We start from the raw sequence: 14,668 nt of genomic DNA on the forward strand, positions 1-14,668 counted from the left end.
AACTGCACCATGAGTTGGCGTGACGTAGGCGGGGTCAGGTTCGATGCTCCGGCTCACGAGGTGGTGGGTTACCAGGGCCGCGGCGTGGACGGCGCCGCATATTTGCCGCGCACCGGAATCCTGTTCATGGACGCCGCCGGGGACCCGTGGTGGATCATCTTCCAGGAATCGGCCGGCATACATTCCCGCCGCGCCCTGGTCCGCGGTGATGTCCTGGCCTGCAGCGAGCACCACGACGAACTCGTCCACGTGCGGGTCCTTGCCGCAGATGTGCTCCGTGCCGACGCGGATGCCGCGTTCCTGCAGAACGCACCGCTCAGCCTGGAGGAAGCCGCGGAAGTGGCCGCCCGCATCCCCCGCCCCGGCGGGTGAGGGGTCAGCTTTGGGACGGGTCCAACGGGACCGGGACGATCGGCTGATCGTTCGCCGTCAGGTCGATGCCGAAGTCCTTCGCGAAGACGAGCCGGGTGTCCTTGTAGATGCCGGGGTGGTTCTCGTCCAGTTCGAAGACGCGGGCCCCACGGAGCGGTTCCGCTCAGCGCCGTCCAGCCCGTACGCGCCAAAACCCGTTCCGGGACCGTAGCCCAGCTGCACGCCGTAGTAGTCACCGACGTACGTGTTGACGTGATCGTGCCCCACAAAGTATCCCCGCACGTCCCCGCGCTCCAGGAAGGCGTTGAACAGGCCGGAGTTGAAGGGACCCGGGCACTCGTCCTCGTTGCGCTCGCCGACGATGCTGTGCTTGGCGACGGCGCGTGCGTGGTCGGCGTCGGTCCGCGAGTCAATGCTGGCGAACCACATGTTCCGGTGCTCGTGCAGGGCGATGTGGCCCCACATGAGGGAGGGGATTTTCGTTCCGTACTTCTGCTCCGTGGCGATGGACTGGTTCCGGTACCAGGTGACCTGGTCCATGCGTACCCAGTCCCAGTCCGGGTAGCCTTCGAAATTCTGTCCGTTGATGGCGTCCGGGGCGTACCGGCCGGTGTCAATGAGCCATAGACCGAAGGCCGGGTCCTTCGACCGTGAGGACTGGACCAGCAGCTGCGAGTTCGAGGTACCGGTCAGGCCGGGCACCGAGTCGGCGTTGACGTTGTAGGCGTAGCTCTGCAGGAACTGAAGCATCTTGGCCTCGGTCATGCCGGTCCGCTGCGCCGAATCCTCGTCGTGGTTGCCAAAGGTCACGGCCCACGGGATCTTACGGCTCTCCATAGGTTTGACCACGTGGTTGAGCGCCTGCTTGACGTCCAGTTCCGTGTCGCATCCGCCGTTGATGACGTCGCCGTTGATCACCACGAAGTCCGGCTTCTCCGCATCCAAGGTCCGGTCCATCAGTTCGATGGTACGGCGGTCCGTCTGTTCGTCATCCTGGGTGTCGTTGAACTGCACCACCTTGAACTTGCCGTCCGGACGGAAAGCAAGCGTGGGCTTCGGCGCCTTCGCACCGGGGGCGGCCTTGCCGGCGCCTGCAGCTGACACCGTAATTCCGAGCGCCCCGAGCGTTCCGGCTGCCGCCAGGGCTGCTCGCCTGCTGAGTGTGGGCTGGTTGATGCGTGAAGTCACTGTTCCCCCTCGTTGCTGTGGCGGCATCGTTTCGTGCCGCCTTACCGCCGCGACAATAGAGGAGCCAGGTATCCGGCCCAGGAACTGGCAGTGAACGAACGGTGCGCCCGAGGTCCTCAGCCAGCTGGGTGTACGACGGCGGCAGTCGCCTCCGCGATGGCCCGCTCCTCGTCGGTGGGCACCACCAAAACAGGAATTGCCGACTCAGGGGTGGAAATCACGCGCGGTTCCTTGGACCGCTGTGCGTTCAGGCCGGCGTCGAGCTCTATGCCCAGCGCGCCCAGCTTGTCCGCTACCAGCGCGCGGAACTGGTGCGAATTTTCGCCAATGCCCGCGGTAAACACGAGCGCCTTCGCGCCGCCGACGGCCACGTGATAGCCGCCGATGTACTTGGCCAGCCGGTAGGACGTAACCGCGAGCGCCATGGCCGCCTTCGCATCGCCCGCCTCGGAGGCCTCCACCACGGAGCGCATGTCGTTGTTGCCGGCCAGGCCCTTCAGCCCGGATTCACGGTTGAGCATGGTGTCAAGGTCCTCCGGCGTCCAGCCTGCCCGCCCGAGGAACACCAGAATGGACGGGTCCAGGTCGCCCGAACGGGTGCCCATCACCAGGCCCTCGAGCGGGGTGAAGCCCATGGACGTGTCCACGGATTTGCCGCCCCGGATGGCCGTGACTGAGGCGCCGTTCCCGAGGTGGGCGATGACGCCGTCGAACTCTTCGACCGGCAGGTCCAGCAGCGCGGCGGCTTGGTGCGTCACGTACTCGTGGGAGGTGCCGTGGAAGCCGTACCGGCGGATTCCGTGGTTGGTGTAGAGCTCGTCAGGGACGGCGTAGCGCCAGGCGTGCTCGGGGAGGCTGCGGTGGAAGGCGGTGTCGAACACGGCAACCTGCGGCAGGTCCGGCCATTTCTTGGTGATGGCGCGGATGCCCAGCACGTTGGCGGGGTTGTGCAGCGGGGCCAGCGGGTTCAGCCGTTCGATGGCGCGGGTGATCTCGTTGTCGATCAGGACAGGTTCGGCGAACCGCTCCCCGCCGTGCACCACCCGGTGACCGACGGCGCCGAGTTTCAGGTCGCCGAGCTCCGCATGGATGGCCGCATCCACCTGCTCCAGCGCCTCGGCATGGTCCCGGGGGCCCTCAATCTCGCCGTCCCCGCCACCGCCGGTGCCCATGCCGATCTTCTCGATCAGCCCCTCGGTCAGCACGCTGCCGGCGGCGACATCGCGCACCTGGTACTTGAGCGAGGACGAGCCGGAATTGATGACGAGCACAAGCATGCGGGCCTCCTGAGCCTTGCTGGCGTGGTTACTGCCACTATAGGTGGGGCCGGCGCGTGTTTGACGGGACCCCCGATGGTGATGTCAGCCTCCCGCAATATCCCGCAGGGTCTGCAGGTGCTCGTCCCAGGCTGTCCGTCCGGCGGGAGTCACGCTCGCCGAGGTCCGCGGCATCTTGCCCGCAAAGCTCTTCCTGATCTTCACGTAAGCGGCTTTTTCCAGGACGGCCAACTGTTTGCTGAGGACGGAGTCGCTGACCTGGATGGCGTCCCGCAGGTCCTTGAAATCCATCGATTCGGCGCCGGCGAGGGCGGCCATGATGGAGAAGCGCACCGGTGCGTGGATGAGGTCGTTAAGCCGGTGGCGGGGATGATCCGCGGCCGTGCTCATGCCCGCAGCTCGCGGAAGGCACCTGCTAGGCCGACTCCGGCGAGTACGACGGCGGCGCTTGTGTAATACCAGAGGTTGCCGTCGCGGAAGAGGCTGACTCCCGCCCCCAGGGCGATGCCGTACAGGGCGAAGTAGGCAATCAACGACGTCAGGAAGCGCTTGGTGTACCCGGCTTTGGTGGACGTCTGGAACATGGGCCAAATGCACGCTGTGACTGCGGCCCAGATTCCGACGGCGGTTGCCAGGATGGGAGCCCCGTAGCCTGTGTGGGACACGATGTGCATGCCGATCATCAGCATGGAGCCCAGGATGGCGAGGCTGGTAAAGACCATAGCGACAGGCCACGCGACAGCGTTGATGGAGGCGGCACCGATTGATTGCGCCTTCGCCAGGAGCTCCTGCGCCTCGGCTGGGGTGGGGGTTCCGGTTGCCTCGTTCATGGTGTTGCCTTTCGCTGGCGGCTGATGCACCCATCGTAGGAAAGTACTTTCCATTGCGTCAAGTACTTTCCACTCCCCGTTGCGTCAGCGGCCCTAGCCTGCATAGAGTCGGCAGACACGTTGCACTACGCAGAGAGGGACTTCCATGCCGAACGACACCACTCAGCCCGACAACTCAAACCCGGATGCCGACACCGCGGATTCCGCCAACACCGGCGGAACGCAGGACCCCACCGGCGTCGAAGGCGCCAACCCGGCCCTGGACGACACCGGCAAGCCTAAGGCCGCGGAAGTTGGCGAAGCCCCGGAACAGCCTGAGAATCCGCAAAACCTGGACCTGACGCCCGAAGGCCTCTCCGATGAGCCTGCCAAGCAGGAGGACCCGGACAGCGTCGCCAAGCCTGAGAACAGCTAGGGCCGTTCAACCTCGCCGGCGTCCACGGCCTCTACGGAGATGAGGACCAGCCCAAGGTCACGGACCTTCGTAAGCACCCCGTGCAGCGCGGCCTGATCAGCCACGGGCCCACTCAGCGTTGTGGTGCCGTCGGCTTCCGGGGTCACCACGAGGTCGTCGAACCAGGCCGACCAGTGCTGGTCCAGGTGCCCGCCGATACGGATGTCGTATCGGGTGGGCACCTGCCGGTTTGGGGGCGCAGTCATGATGCCCTCACACGGGCCGCCGCCCCGGCTGTCACTTCACGGCTTCCGGCTGGACCGGCGAAGCGACGGCGCCCGGGATGGTCCGGGCCGCCGTGGTGCGCAGTCCGCTCCACAGCGAGTAGCCCAGGCCGGTCAGTGCCACGCCGATGGGCACGGCGAACAGCCTGTCATTGACCTGCGGCAGCAGTGGGAGGGCGAGGGTCGCCACTGAACCCACGGCGAGCAACGCCGCGGCCCAACGGGCGAGCACCCTTGCCCGGAACAGCGCGACGCCGAAGAGGAGGCCGCCGCCGAGGAACGTGACTGCGGAGGCCAGGTTCAGGCCGAACATCAGGCCGATATCGCCCGTCACGGGGTCGCCCATGACTGTGGCAAAAATGTCGTTGACGTAGCCCGGTTCAGTGCGGGCGAGGGTCGGCAGGACAACGGCGCCGATGACCTCCATGCTGATCATGATGAGGTAGCCGGCACCAAACACGAGGTAGCCCACCAGCCCGAGCACTCCGGCCCGCGTAACCTGGCGCAGGTACATGCCGGTGATGCCGATGAGTGACAGGCCGGCCATAAGCACCTTCAGGCCCTGGCGGACCGTGTACTCCGCGGTGGTGGCGAATTCTGCGTCCAGATGGGGGTGGTTGATCTGGACACCAATGAACAGCAGGCCCGCGGCGGCCGCGCTCAGGCCGGCCCAGCGGGTGAGTTTGGTGGTGGTGATGGACATGTCAGGCTCCCTGAATGGTGGTCTGCGGCAACGGAGGCGCTGCCGGCTAACTCCAAGGTAGGGACCGGCGGGGTGAGCGCGCGTCACCCCATGATGTGACGGTCAGGGTGAAACCGGTTCCGCTTACAGCAGGCCGCCGTCCCGCCCACGGAGTACGGCGGCCCGGCGGCTGGTGACGCCGAGCTTGGTGAAGATGTGTTTGGTGTGCGTGCGCAGCGTGTTGTGTGAAATGAACAGGGCGCGGGCGATCTCCGGGCCGCTCAGCTCACTGTCGAGGAGCCTGAGGACCTGCAGTTCCCGCTCACTCAGCGGGTCAACGTCCGACGGCGGATGCTCCCCCGGGCGCGAAGGTGCCGGCTGTGAGGGTGCAGGCTGTGAGGGTGCAGGCTGTGGAGGCGCACCCAGGCCGAGCAAACGCAGCGCGTGGGCGGCAGCACCGCCGTCGTGCGTTGAATCATTCCCTGCCTCACGCACTGCCCCGCGCAGCAGCTCCAGCAGGGGCTGCCCCTCGTTCAGGAACAGCCGCACATACCCATCCGGCTCGGGCGAACCGGTCAGCGCGGAAGCTAGCGCCTCCTGGGCCTGCGGGTCATGGCCCAGCGCATCATGCGCGAGGGCCTGCAGCAGGCGGATTTCCACCACACTGCCCGCACGGCCGGAGTCCTCGGCGGTGGCGAGCACCCGGTCCAGCAGGTCAAGGCCAGCCTCGGCGGCGCCGCTACCAGGGTGGTCCCGCTGCTGCGCAATCAGCAAACGGACCAGGGTGAGGTGGCTGTACTCCCGCATGTAATCGGCGTCATCGGCGGCCGTAACGCCAGCCGCGCGCGCCCAGGCTGCGGCCGCGGCCAGGTCACCCTGGCGTATCCGGATCCGGGCTTTGATGGCCGGGATGGGGCGTACCGCCGGGAAGAACCCCGGCCGGAATAGCTGCTCCGCCTGGTCCAGGTAACCGATGGCGCTGCCCGGGTTCCCCTCGTGTTGGGCAACCAGCCCCCTCGCCACGAACCACCGGTAGCGGCTTTCGGTCATGGGCCCTTTGTCGATGAACGGCGCGGCGGCATCGAGGTGCCGGATTGCGCCGCCCAGGTCACCGGACTGACGGCAGAGCTCGCTGAGGGCCACGTGCAGCTCGGCGCTCGCCCGCAGCATGGCTTCGCCCCGGCCATCCGCCTGTTCCAACGCGGCCTCGCAGATCCGCTTCGCTTCGCCGGGCCGGCCAGCTGCCTGCCACATGTCGGAAAGTATGACCGTGCTGCTGAGCTCGTCCAGCTTGTTTCCGGCCAAACGCAGGTTCGCAACAGCCTGCGTGAACGTCTCCAGCGCACGGGCCACATCGCCTTCCGCCCACGCGGCAAGCCCCAGGAATGCGCCGGCCGCGCCGCGCGCAAAATGGTGGTCCGGGCCGGCCAGCGCCAGGGCATTCCGGGCATGGGCCGAGGTGCCGGCCACATCACCCATGGCCTGCGCGAGGGACGCCCGGTACATGGCGATGGTGGCCGGCAGCATCCGAACTTCTTTATCAACAACCCGAGGCGCGGATCCGGCAGGTGCCACATCCGCCAGCGCACGGTCGGCGTCGTCGAGCCGCTGTTCCACCCCGGTGAGGTCGCCGGCCGCCATGAGCATCCCGCCGTAATACACGCTCAGAGCAGGGCTTCGCCGGATGGCGGCATCCGGCAGCTCCTTCAGCCACCCGAACAGCACGGCGTCCTGGCGGCTGCGCCGCAGCACCGGTACGGCGAGCTCCATCAGCTGCGCCGTACGGTCAAAGTCCAGGCCGGCGAGTGCGTGCCGGACGGCGTCCTCAACGTGTCCCTGTGACTCATACCAGCGGCTGGCGCGCTGATGCAGCAGGGGAATCCGGGCGGGCTCCTCGCTGAGCAGCCGTCCACGCAGCACGTCAGCGAAAAGGTGGTGGTAGCGGAACCACTCGCGCCGGTCGTCCAGCGGAATCACAAAAAGGTTGGCGCGTTCCAGGGCCACTAGCGTGGCGCTTCCGTCATCGCGGCCCGTCACCGCGTCACACAGCGGTCCCGTGAGCCTGCCCAGGACAGCAGTGTCCAGCAGGAATCTGCGGACGGCCTCCGGCTGGTGCTCCAGGACCTCCTCTACCAGGTAGTCCACGATGTACCGGTCGTTTCCGGCGAAGCTCTCGATGAAACCGGCGGCGTCGTCGCGATCCCTGAGCGAAAGCGCGGCCAGCTGGAGCGCGGCAATCCATCCCTCGGTCCGTTGTGCCAGCCTGGACACCTGCTCGGCGGCCAGATCCAGTCCCCCAACATCATTGAGGTACGCCGCGGTCTCGTCCGGGGTAAACCGCAGGTCGGCAGCACGGATCTCCGTCAGGTCGCCCCGCACCCGCCAACGGGACAGGGGAAGATCGGGGTCGGACCGGGTGCTCAGCACCACGTGCACCTGCGGCGGAAGGTGCTCCACGAAGTAGGTCATGCCGGTACGAACTGCCTGGCTGTCCACCGCGTGATAGTCGTCCAGCACCAGCCACACGTCCCGGGCCACCTCCGCGAGGTCGTTCACGAGGGAGGTGAGGATCAGCTCGGTTGCCGACGGCGAGGACCCGAGAAGCTCAAGCGCCCCGGTTCCGACGCCGGGCACCGCGGTCTGCAAGGACGTGACAACATAACTCCAGAATGAGGCCGGCTCGCTGTCCGCCGGTTCCAGGGAGAGCCAGGCAACGCTGCCGTCCCCGCCCGCCGCACCCAACCAGTCCGCGAGGAGTGCAGTCTTCCCGAACCCCGCGGGGGCGGACACCAGCGTCAGCCCGGACTCCGCGCCGACCCGCAGCTTCTCCCGAAGCCGCGGGCGAGCCACAAATCCCCGACGCGGCGCGGGGACATAAAGCTTCGTGGCAATCAACGAACGCTTCATGCGGTCCCGTTCTACCTAGGCGACGGCGGCACCCGGCCAGGTGCCGCCGTCGAACGTTTGAGTTTGGAAACCCCTAATCCCAACGCGGGGTCACTTAACGCCCAAAGTTACCTCCGGAAGGGACTTTAAGTGACCCCGCGTTGCTGTCCGCCGGCACCTGCGCCTGGATGGCCGTGATGGCCACCGTGTTCACGATGTCCTCCACGGTGCAGCCGCGGGAGAGGTCGTTGACCGGCTTGCGGAGCCCCTGCAGGACGGGCCCGACGGCGACCGCTCCCGAGCTCTGCTGCACCGCCTTGTACGTGTTGTTGCCGGTGTTCAGGTCCGGGAAGATGAACACGGTGGCCTGGCCTGCCACGGACGAGCCCGGCATTTTCGACTCCGCGATGGAGGCATCCACGGCGGCGTCGTACTGGATGGGACCTTCGACGGCGAGATCCGGGCGGCGCTTACGGACCAGTTCGGTGGCCTGCCGGACTTCGTCCACGGCCTCGCCCGAGCCGGAGCCGCCGGTGGAGTAGGACAGCATGGCCACCCGGGGCTCCACGCCGAACTGCGCGGCGGTCTCCGCGGAGGCGAGTGCGATGTCCGCCAGCTGCTCGACGTTGGGGTCCGGGTTCACGGCGCAGTCGCCGTACACCAGCACGCGGTCCGGCATGAGCATCAGGAAAACCGAGGAGACGATTTTTACGCCGTCGCGGGTTTTCACGAACTCCAGCGCGGGCCGGATGGTGTGCGCGGTGGTGTGCGCGGCGCCGGAGACCATGCCGTCCACCACGCCCAGCTGAACCATCATGGTGCCGAAGTAGCTGCCGTCCTGCATGGTTTCCAGCGCCTTGGCCAGGTCCACGCCCTTGTGCGCCCGCAGCCTGGCGTACTCCTCGGCGAATTTTTGGCGCAGCTCCGAGGTGGCCGGGTCCACGATGTTGATCCCTGACAGGTCGATCCCGTTGGCCGCGGCCAGCTCCCGGACGTCCGGTTCAGGCCCCAGGAGGGTCAGGTCGCAGACATCACGGCGGTGCAGGATTTCCGCGGCGCGCAGGATCCGTACGTCCGTGCCCTCCGGCAGCACCACGTGCCGGCGCTGCGCGCGGGCCCGCTCGATGAGGTCGTGCAGGAACCGCAGCGGGGTCATGCGCTCCAGGCGGGGCAGGTGCAGGCGTTCCACCAGTTCGGTCTCGTCCACGCGCTTGGACCAGAGGCCCAGGGCGGAGGCCACCTTCCGGCGGTGCCCGGACCAGATCTCGCTCCTGACCTCGGAGACGCGCTTGGCCGTCATGTAAGTGTCCTCGCCGGCGGAAAACACGGGGAAGGGCGCCTGCGCCAGAAGCGGGTAAATATTGGCGTCCGGCGCCAGGCCGCCGGTGAGGATCAGCGCAGAAGGCACCGGAAATTCGGGTGAGAACGACGACGCCAGGCAGGCCACCATCACGTCCGCGCGGTCCCCCGGGACGATGACCAGGGCGCCCTCTTCCAGGACATTCAGGAAGTTGCCCACGTTCATGGCCGCCACCTTGATGTCCCTCACGTCGCGTTCCATGTCCGCGCGGCCGGCGATCTGCCGCACGCCCAGTGCCGTGGCCACCTCGCCGGTGGTGGGCCGGGCGATCTCCTCAAGCTCAGGCAGCACGTACACCGGCCGGCCCGAAGCGCCTACCCTCACCTCGGCCGCGATCCTGTCCACCAGCTCCGGATCGGCGCGGTTCACCATGATGGCCAGCAGCGCGCACTTCTCCGCGATCAGCTCCTTGCGGGCAACTTCGACGGCGGCCGCCGCCTCCGCCACGCTGAGACCCTTCGCGCCCACCACGGCCACCACGGGGGCGGCCAGGTTGTTGGCCAGCCGGGCGTTGAGATCGAACTCGACGGCGGCGTCCTGGCCGGTCAGGTCCGTCCCCTCCACGATCACCACGTCGCAGTCCTTGGCGATGTCGGCGAAGATCTCCACGCAGCGGGAGTCGATCTCGGCCCGTTTTCCGTCCGCCAGGAGGGCACGCACTTCGCCGGACGTCAGGCCCCCGCGGCACCGGTCGTCGTCGAGCCCGAAACGCGCCTTCATCAGTGCCACCATGGGGTCATCCGCGGCGTCCGGGCCGTGGACCACCGGCTTGAAGAAACCGATCCGGTCCGCGTGCCGGTGAAGTGTGTCCGCGAGGCCCAGGGCCACAAGCGATTTGCCTGAGCCCGGAGTGGTTGCGCTGACGTAAATGCCTTTGGCCATGGTCCGCCCTTTGCTGTGCTGGTGCAGGTACCAACCATCCTTGCACCTCCCGGGTCGGCGCAGGTCAATCCCTCCAGCACGGACCCTCTCTCACTTAATGTGGATTTTCTCGGGATGCTCTCTCACTTTCTTGAGGAAAGTGAGAGAGCGCTTCAAAAAAGCACCCATTAAGTGAGAGAGCGTCGCGGCGGGTGGAGCGCGTGGCAACTTATTGCCAACTTGAGGCAACCGATTGCCAAAAGTTGTTTCCTCCGCTACGGTAGTACCGCGTCGACGGAGCTGTGGGCGCCGTCTCAGAACAGGAAAAGCAATGACGCAAACCCCCTCGCCTACGGGCACACAGACACACGGTGCGCTTCACCCTGCCGCCGTCAATAAGACCGAACTGCGCCGCGCCGGCTGGGCCGGTTTCATCGGCACCGTCCTGGAAAACTACGACATGGTTGTCTACGGCGTTGGCACTGCCATCATCTTCAACACCCTGTTCTTCCCCAACGTCTCCCCTGCAGTCGGCTTCATCGCCAGCTTCGGCGCGTACGCAGTTGGCTTCATCGCTCGGCCCATGGGCGGTCTGTTCTTCTCCCGCTACGGCGACAAGATCGGGCGCAAGTTCGTCCTCGTGGCAACGCTGGCACTGATGGGAACCGCCACCTTCGCCATGGGCCTGCTGCCCACCTACGAATCCGTGGGCATCCTCGCCCCCATCCTGCTGACAGTGCTGCGCTTTATCCAGGGCTTCGGCGCCGGCGCCGAAATGGCCAGCGCCGTGGTGCTGCTCGCCGAGTTTGCCCCCAAGGGCAAACGCGGTGCCATGACCTCGCTCGTCTGGGCGGGTGCCGCCGTCGGCTCCGTTTTTGGTTCCGGCGCGTGGATCCTGGTCCAGCTGCTGCCGCGTGAAGACCTCGAGTCCTGGGGCTGGCGCCTGGTGTTCCTCTCCAGCGCGCTGGTGACCATTGCGGCGTACCTGATCCGCCGCAACATGAAGGAATCCCCCGTCTTCGCCGAGCTGAAGAAGGAGCACGTCGAGGCCGCTTCGCCGGTCTCCGAGGTACTCAAGAAGGGCCGCCGGCCGCTGCGCCAGGTCTTCCTCATCAACATGGGCACGCACGCCCACTCCTACATTTACCAGGCGTTCCTGGGCACCTTCCTGATCTCCGTTGTCAGCGTCGAGAAGTCACTGATCCCCCAGATGCTGGCTATGGGCGGCCTGTTCGCCATCCCCGCGGCACTGATCGCGGGACGCGCCACCGACCGCTGGGGACGCAAGCCCGTGAACGTCGTCATCCTCGCGTTCCTGTTCCTGTTCTCGTTCCCGGCGTTCTGGCTCAGCAGCACGGGCAACGTCTGGCTGATCGCCCTCGTCTACGCCGTCGGCTTCACGTTCGCCGTTGAGGGCGGCATCGCGGCGCAGTCCGCCATGTATGCCGAGCTGTTCGGCTCCAAGTACCGCTACGCCGGTGTGGCCATCGCCCGCGAGTTCTCCGCCATCTTCGGCGGCGGCATCGCACCCATCATCTGCTCGGCTCTGCTGGCCTGGATGACCAACTCCTACTGGCCCATCGCCGTCTACATGATGATCATCGTGGGCATCTCCCTGTTCCAGGCGATCAAGGCCCCCGAGACCAAGGACCGAGACCTCACGCTGGAAGAAAACGCCAGCTAACTGCACTCCGTTACAAAAGCGGTGGACCACCCCAGGTGGTCCACCGCTTTTGTTTTGTCCCCGAGCTCGTGCGGCTACGGTGGAAGGACAGAATCAGCCGCAAACGAAGGAAGGCCTGCCATGAGCCATCACAAAGAGCCGGACCCCGGATTCATCGTTCCCGACCCCTCCACCCTCCGGGAGGACAGCCCCGGCGACGTCGGTGACGAGGCCAACGTCATCCGGTTCAGCGAAGAGCAGGCGCTGATCGAGGAACAGCTGCACGGCATCCGCCCGGACACCTACAGCGTGCCGCGCGGCGGGCCCACCATGGAGGAAGCGCGCGGGAACATGGACCTGACCGACACCGGCACCGGCCCGTCGGATGACAGCAGCGACGACGGCCTCCACGGCGGCGCGGAAGCCTGAGGACGTCTGCTTCAGCAGCCTGTGTTGCCAGCGGGCCGTGTTAGCGGGCCATCTCAAAGCTGGTAATCAGCCTGGGCTTCCAAGGTTTCATGGACGCAGAGTATGTTGTGCTCCGTGTCCATAAACCAGGCGCACTTCTCGGAGTCCGTGGTGCAGATATGGTTTTCGGTCCTCAGATGGGGCAAGTCGTAATCCTGGAACCGGACGCCTCTGGCCTCCATGTCCTGGACGGTCCGTTCAATATCGCGCACCTCGAAACTGAGGGCGGTGTGCTCGGAATGCTTTCCATCCGAGACTGGCTTCAGCTGCAGCATCGGGCCGCCGTCGGCACCGAGTAACTCGCTTCCATCCTCAGTCGTTCTGCGGAGCGGGAGGCCCAATTTTTCAGTATAGAAACTGTGGGCGCGCGCCACGTCATCAACCGGCAGGATGGTTGTGGCTGTGTTCAGGGCTAGGTTCATTTCGCCACCTCCTACGGGGGAAAGCTTACGCCTGGCCGCCCTCAAAAGCTTCGGACCGTGCGCTGTCACCTTTGCTTCCGGCGGGTGGCTATGTCGAGGGCTAGTGGAGGTAGGGGCGTTGCGGTTCGGTGGTAGGAGTGATCTGGGGGTCCGTCATGAGGATGGCATTGGTGCTGTCTTGGTTCGGGTTGCGTCCGAATCCGCCGGTAGCGGTGATCCAGTTCCCTTGCTTGTACTGCTTTTGCCAGCCGGCTTGTCGCACTGGGACTCCTACCGGCTGGGCGTCAACGGTGCAGCAGCTGACCACAAAACGGGTGACGTAAAAGACGTTTGTCGCGTCCTTCGGGTCGGCGGTGATGAATCCGGTGATTGTGGGCGTCTTGTCGGCGAAGTAGTCCTCACCGGGGCTGTAGCGGAGCAGCGAGGCCCAGTCCCTCACAGTGAAGTCGCCGGGGTCGTTCTGTAGGAGGTCAGTGGTCTGGTGCCGGCTCAACGTGCCGGAGTGATTCAGGTCCCGTTGGTTGGCAGCCTCAGCCGTCAATGGGGACGGCGGCAAAATCAGTAGGCCCAGAACGGCGGCGGTCACGATGAGGAGGCTGCCCGCTGCGCGCAGCCGCCCGGTCTTCGGTGGCTCCGCATCGGGGTGTCCGTGCGGATCTTCGCTATCCTCCTGACGCATGACGAAGCCCGCAATTGATACCGCCGCGGCGATCAGGGCCATGGACACGGTGAACGGAACGTAGCGCGGGTGGATGTACAGCTCGAGCTTGCCGGTGAGGGCCAGCCACAGCGTGGCGGCGGTGCCGATCAGGCTCAACATCACCCCGTGCCGCCCCACAAACCCTCTAAGAAGCAAGGTTGACCCCCCATCCGAGCACCGCAGCGCATAACGAGATGAGTCCGGTCAGATGCAGGAGCGTTCTGGCCGTGAAGGTGGTTCGCAGCAAGGCAAGCATCTTCACGTCGATCATCGGGCCGAACACCAGGAACGCCACAATCGACCCCGGCAGGAAGGTGGCCCCGAAGGAGAGGATGAAGAACGCGTCAACGGTGGAACAGAGGGAGACGATGAAGGCCAACACCATCAGGGCGAGCACCGACCACAGCGGATCGCTGCCGAGTGCCACCAGAATATTGCGCGGCACGCCGACCTGGATGAGCCCGGCCAGGCCGGCGCCGATGAACAGGGCCGGCATCATGGCGTTGGCTTCGCGCTGGAACAGCTCGACGCTTTGACGCAATTTTCCGTGTGGTGAGTGATGATGGTCGTCCGCGTTGCAGGCCGCTTCGAACCGCGGCGTCAGCAGGCGGTGGGGCTCGCGGTTGCGGCTGTAGAGCCAACCGATGAGGTTGGCGATCATAAATCCGCCCGCGATCCGCCACACGAGAATGCCGCTGTCCCAGCCAAACGCCTGCTGCGTGGTGATGATGGTGATGGGGTTCAGGATGGGGGCTGCGAAGAGGAACGTCATGGACTCGCCGACGCCCAGCCCCTTCAGCATTAGCCCGCGCGTCGTGGGTACGTTCCCGCACTCACACACGGGCATCAGCATCCCCAGCAGCGAAAGAACCATACGCCTCGGGAGCGGGCGGGACGGGAGCCAGCGGAACATAAAATCCGGTGGCAGCCATACCTGCACGAGGATCGAGACCAGGATGCCCAGAAACACAAAGGGCAGCGACTCGACGATCACGCTGATCGCGAGCGTGAAGAAGTCCCGCGCAGCGCCCTCGATCCCGGCCGTCGCTGAGGGGGCCAGCGTCCGGAAGAGAAGGGCGATGGCAACGATTACGCCGATGGCAAGGACGAGATTAAGCCGCCGGTATCCAGCAGCGCGGCGTTTCTCCCTGTCGGCCAGCCGTTCCGGGTCCCAGGCCGGCGCGGCGGCCACCGGCACGTTCTCTGACCCCGGCGCCGGTTGCCCCATGCAGCGAGGTTAGTGGCCGGGTCGCCGGTAGGCAAGGGTGAGGCGCCCCGCGC

General features: G+C 66.1%; 15 protein-coding genes. 4 read left to right on the forward strand and 11 right to left on the reverse strand.

The window, feature by feature from the left end; genetic code table 11:
• Nucleotides 1-9: 9 nt before the first annotated feature.
• A complete protein-coding gene (locus AB4Y73_RS01965) occupies nucleotides 10-372 on the forward strand; it encodes a hypothetical protein (RefSeq protein WP_441867830.1) in 363 nt (120 codons plus the stop codon).
• 57 nt (nucleotides 373-429) lie between these two features.
• Here the strand turns inward: AB4Y73_RS01965 and AB4Y73_RS01970 are convergent, their stop codons facing one another.
• The 4 genes from AB4Y73_RS01970 to AB4Y73_RS01985 all read right to left on the reverse strand — a co-directional run bounded on the left by AB4Y73_RS01970 (nucleotide 430) and on the right by AB4Y73_RS01985 (nucleotide 3,667).
• A complete protein-coding gene (locus tag AB4Y73_RS01970; protein ID WP_441867832.1) occupies nucleotides 430-1,560 on the reverse strand; it encodes a metallophosphoesterase family protein in 1,131 nt (376 codons plus the stop codon).
• 116 nt (nucleotides 1,561-1,676) lie between these two features.
• Nucleotides 1,677-2,837, reverse strand: coding sequence for an acetate kinase (locus AB4Y73_RS01975; RefSeq protein ID WP_441867834.1), 1,161 nt, complete (start codon nucleotides 2,835-2,837; stop codon nucleotides 1,677-1,679).
• Between the two features lie 84 nt (nucleotides 2,838-2,921).
• On the reverse strand, nucleotides 2,922-3,227 hold the full coding sequence (locus AB4Y73_RS01980) for a winged helix-turn-helix domain-containing protein (RefSeq protein WP_441867836.1): 306 nt from the start codon (nucleotides 3,225-3,227) through the stop codon (nucleotides 2,922-2,924).
• Nucleotides 3,224-3,667 carry a hypothetical protein gene (locus AB4Y73_RS01985; protein ID WP_441867838.1) on the reverse strand — a complete coding sequence of 148 codons (444 nt, stop codon included), beginning with the start codon at nucleotides 3,665-3,667 and terminating at the stop codon, nucleotides 3,224-3,226. The genes AB4Y73_RS01980 and AB4Y73_RS01985 overlap by 4 nt, the downstream gene beginning before the upstream one ends.
• 145 nt (nucleotides 3,668-3,812) lie before the next feature.
• Here AB4Y73_RS01985 and AB4Y73_RS01990 point away from each other — a divergent pair, with 145 nt between their 5' ends.
• The gene (locus AB4Y73_RS01990) at nucleotides 3,813-4,082 is read left to right on the forward strand and encodes a hypothetical protein (protein ID WP_441867840.1); all 270 of its coding nucleotides are present in this window, start codon (nucleotides 3,813-3,815) and stop codon (nucleotides 4,080-4,082) included.
• On the opposite strand, the gene AB4Y73_RS01995 is transcribed toward AB4Y73_RS01990, so the two are convergent.
• The 4 genes from AB4Y73_RS01995 to pta all read right to left on the reverse strand — a co-directional run bounded on the left by AB4Y73_RS01995 (nucleotide 4,079) and on the right by pta (nucleotide 10,155).
• Nucleotides 4,079-4,327, reverse strand: a complete 249-nt coding sequence (locus tag AB4Y73_RS01995) for a hypothetical protein (RefSeq protein WP_441867842.1) — start codon at nucleotides 4,325-4,327, stop codon at nucleotides 4,079-4,081. The genes AB4Y73_RS01990 and AB4Y73_RS01995 overlap by 4 nt on opposite strands.
• Before the next feature lie 31 nt (nucleotides 4,328-4,358).
• Complete coding sequence (locus tag AB4Y73_RS02000) at nucleotides 4,359-5,048, reverse strand: hypothetical protein (protein ID WP_441867844.1); 690 nt, start codon at nucleotides 5,046-5,048, stop codon at nucleotides 4,359-4,361.
• A gap of 123 nt (nucleotides 5,049-5,171) precedes the next feature.
• Nucleotides 5,172-7,934, reverse strand: a complete 2,763-nt coding sequence (locus tag AB4Y73_RS02005; RefSeq protein ID WP_441867846.1) for a LuxR C-terminal-related transcriptional regulator — start codon at nucleotides 7,932-7,934, stop codon at nucleotides 5,172-5,174.
• Between the two features lie 94 nt (nucleotides 7,935-8,028).
• On the reverse strand, nucleotides 8,029-10,155 hold the full coding sequence (gene pta, locus AB4Y73_RS02010; RefSeq protein ID WP_441867848.1) for a phosphate acetyltransferase: 2,127 nt from the start codon (nucleotides 10,153-10,155) through the stop codon (nucleotides 8,029-8,031).
• 310 nt (nucleotides 10,156-10,465) lie between these two features.
• Here pta and AB4Y73_RS02015 point away from each other — a divergent pair, with 310 nt between their 5' ends.
• Nucleotides 10,466-11,818, forward strand: coding sequence for an MFS transporter (locus AB4Y73_RS02015; protein ID WP_441867850.1), 1,353 nt, complete (start codon nucleotides 10,466-10,468; stop codon nucleotides 11,816-11,818).
• Between the two features lie 120 nt (nucleotides 11,819-11,938).
• Nucleotides 11,939-12,226 carry a hypothetical protein gene (locus tag AB4Y73_RS02020; RefSeq protein WP_441867852.1) on the forward strand — a complete coding sequence of 96 codons (288 nt, stop codon included), beginning with the start codon at nucleotides 11,939-11,941 and terminating at the stop codon, nucleotides 12,224-12,226.
• Nucleotides 12,227-12,279: 53 nt separating this feature from the next.
• On the opposite strand, the gene AB4Y73_RS02025 is transcribed toward AB4Y73_RS02020, so the two are convergent.
• The 3 genes from AB4Y73_RS02025 to AB4Y73_RS02035 all read right to left on the reverse strand — a co-directional run bounded on the left by AB4Y73_RS02025 (nucleotide 12,280) and on the right by AB4Y73_RS02035 (nucleotide 14,615).
• A complete protein-coding gene (locus AB4Y73_RS02025; RefSeq protein ID WP_441867854.1) occupies nucleotides 12,280-12,687 on the reverse strand; it encodes a VOC family protein in 408 nt (135 codons plus the stop codon).
• A 100-nt stretch (nucleotides 12,688-12,787) separates the two neighbouring features.
• Entirely contained in the window at nucleotides 12,788-13,507 is a 720-nt protein-coding gene (locus tag AB4Y73_RS02030; RefSeq protein ID WP_441867950.1) for a TIGR03943 family putative permease subunit, read from the reverse strand.
• A 25-nt stretch (nucleotides 13,508-13,532) separates the two neighbouring features.
• Complete coding sequence (locus AB4Y73_RS02035; RefSeq protein ID WP_441867856.1) at nucleotides 13,533-14,615, reverse strand: permease; 1,083 nt, start codon at nucleotides 14,613-14,615, stop codon at nucleotides 13,533-13,535.
• Nucleotides 14,616-14,668 lie beyond the last annotated feature (53 nt).

Origin of the sequence: Pseudarthrobacter sp. TAF60_1, from assembly GCF_052113505.1 — a bacterium.
Classification (GTDB): Bacteria; Actinomycetota; Actinomycetes; order Actinomycetales; family Micrococcaceae; genus Arthrobacter.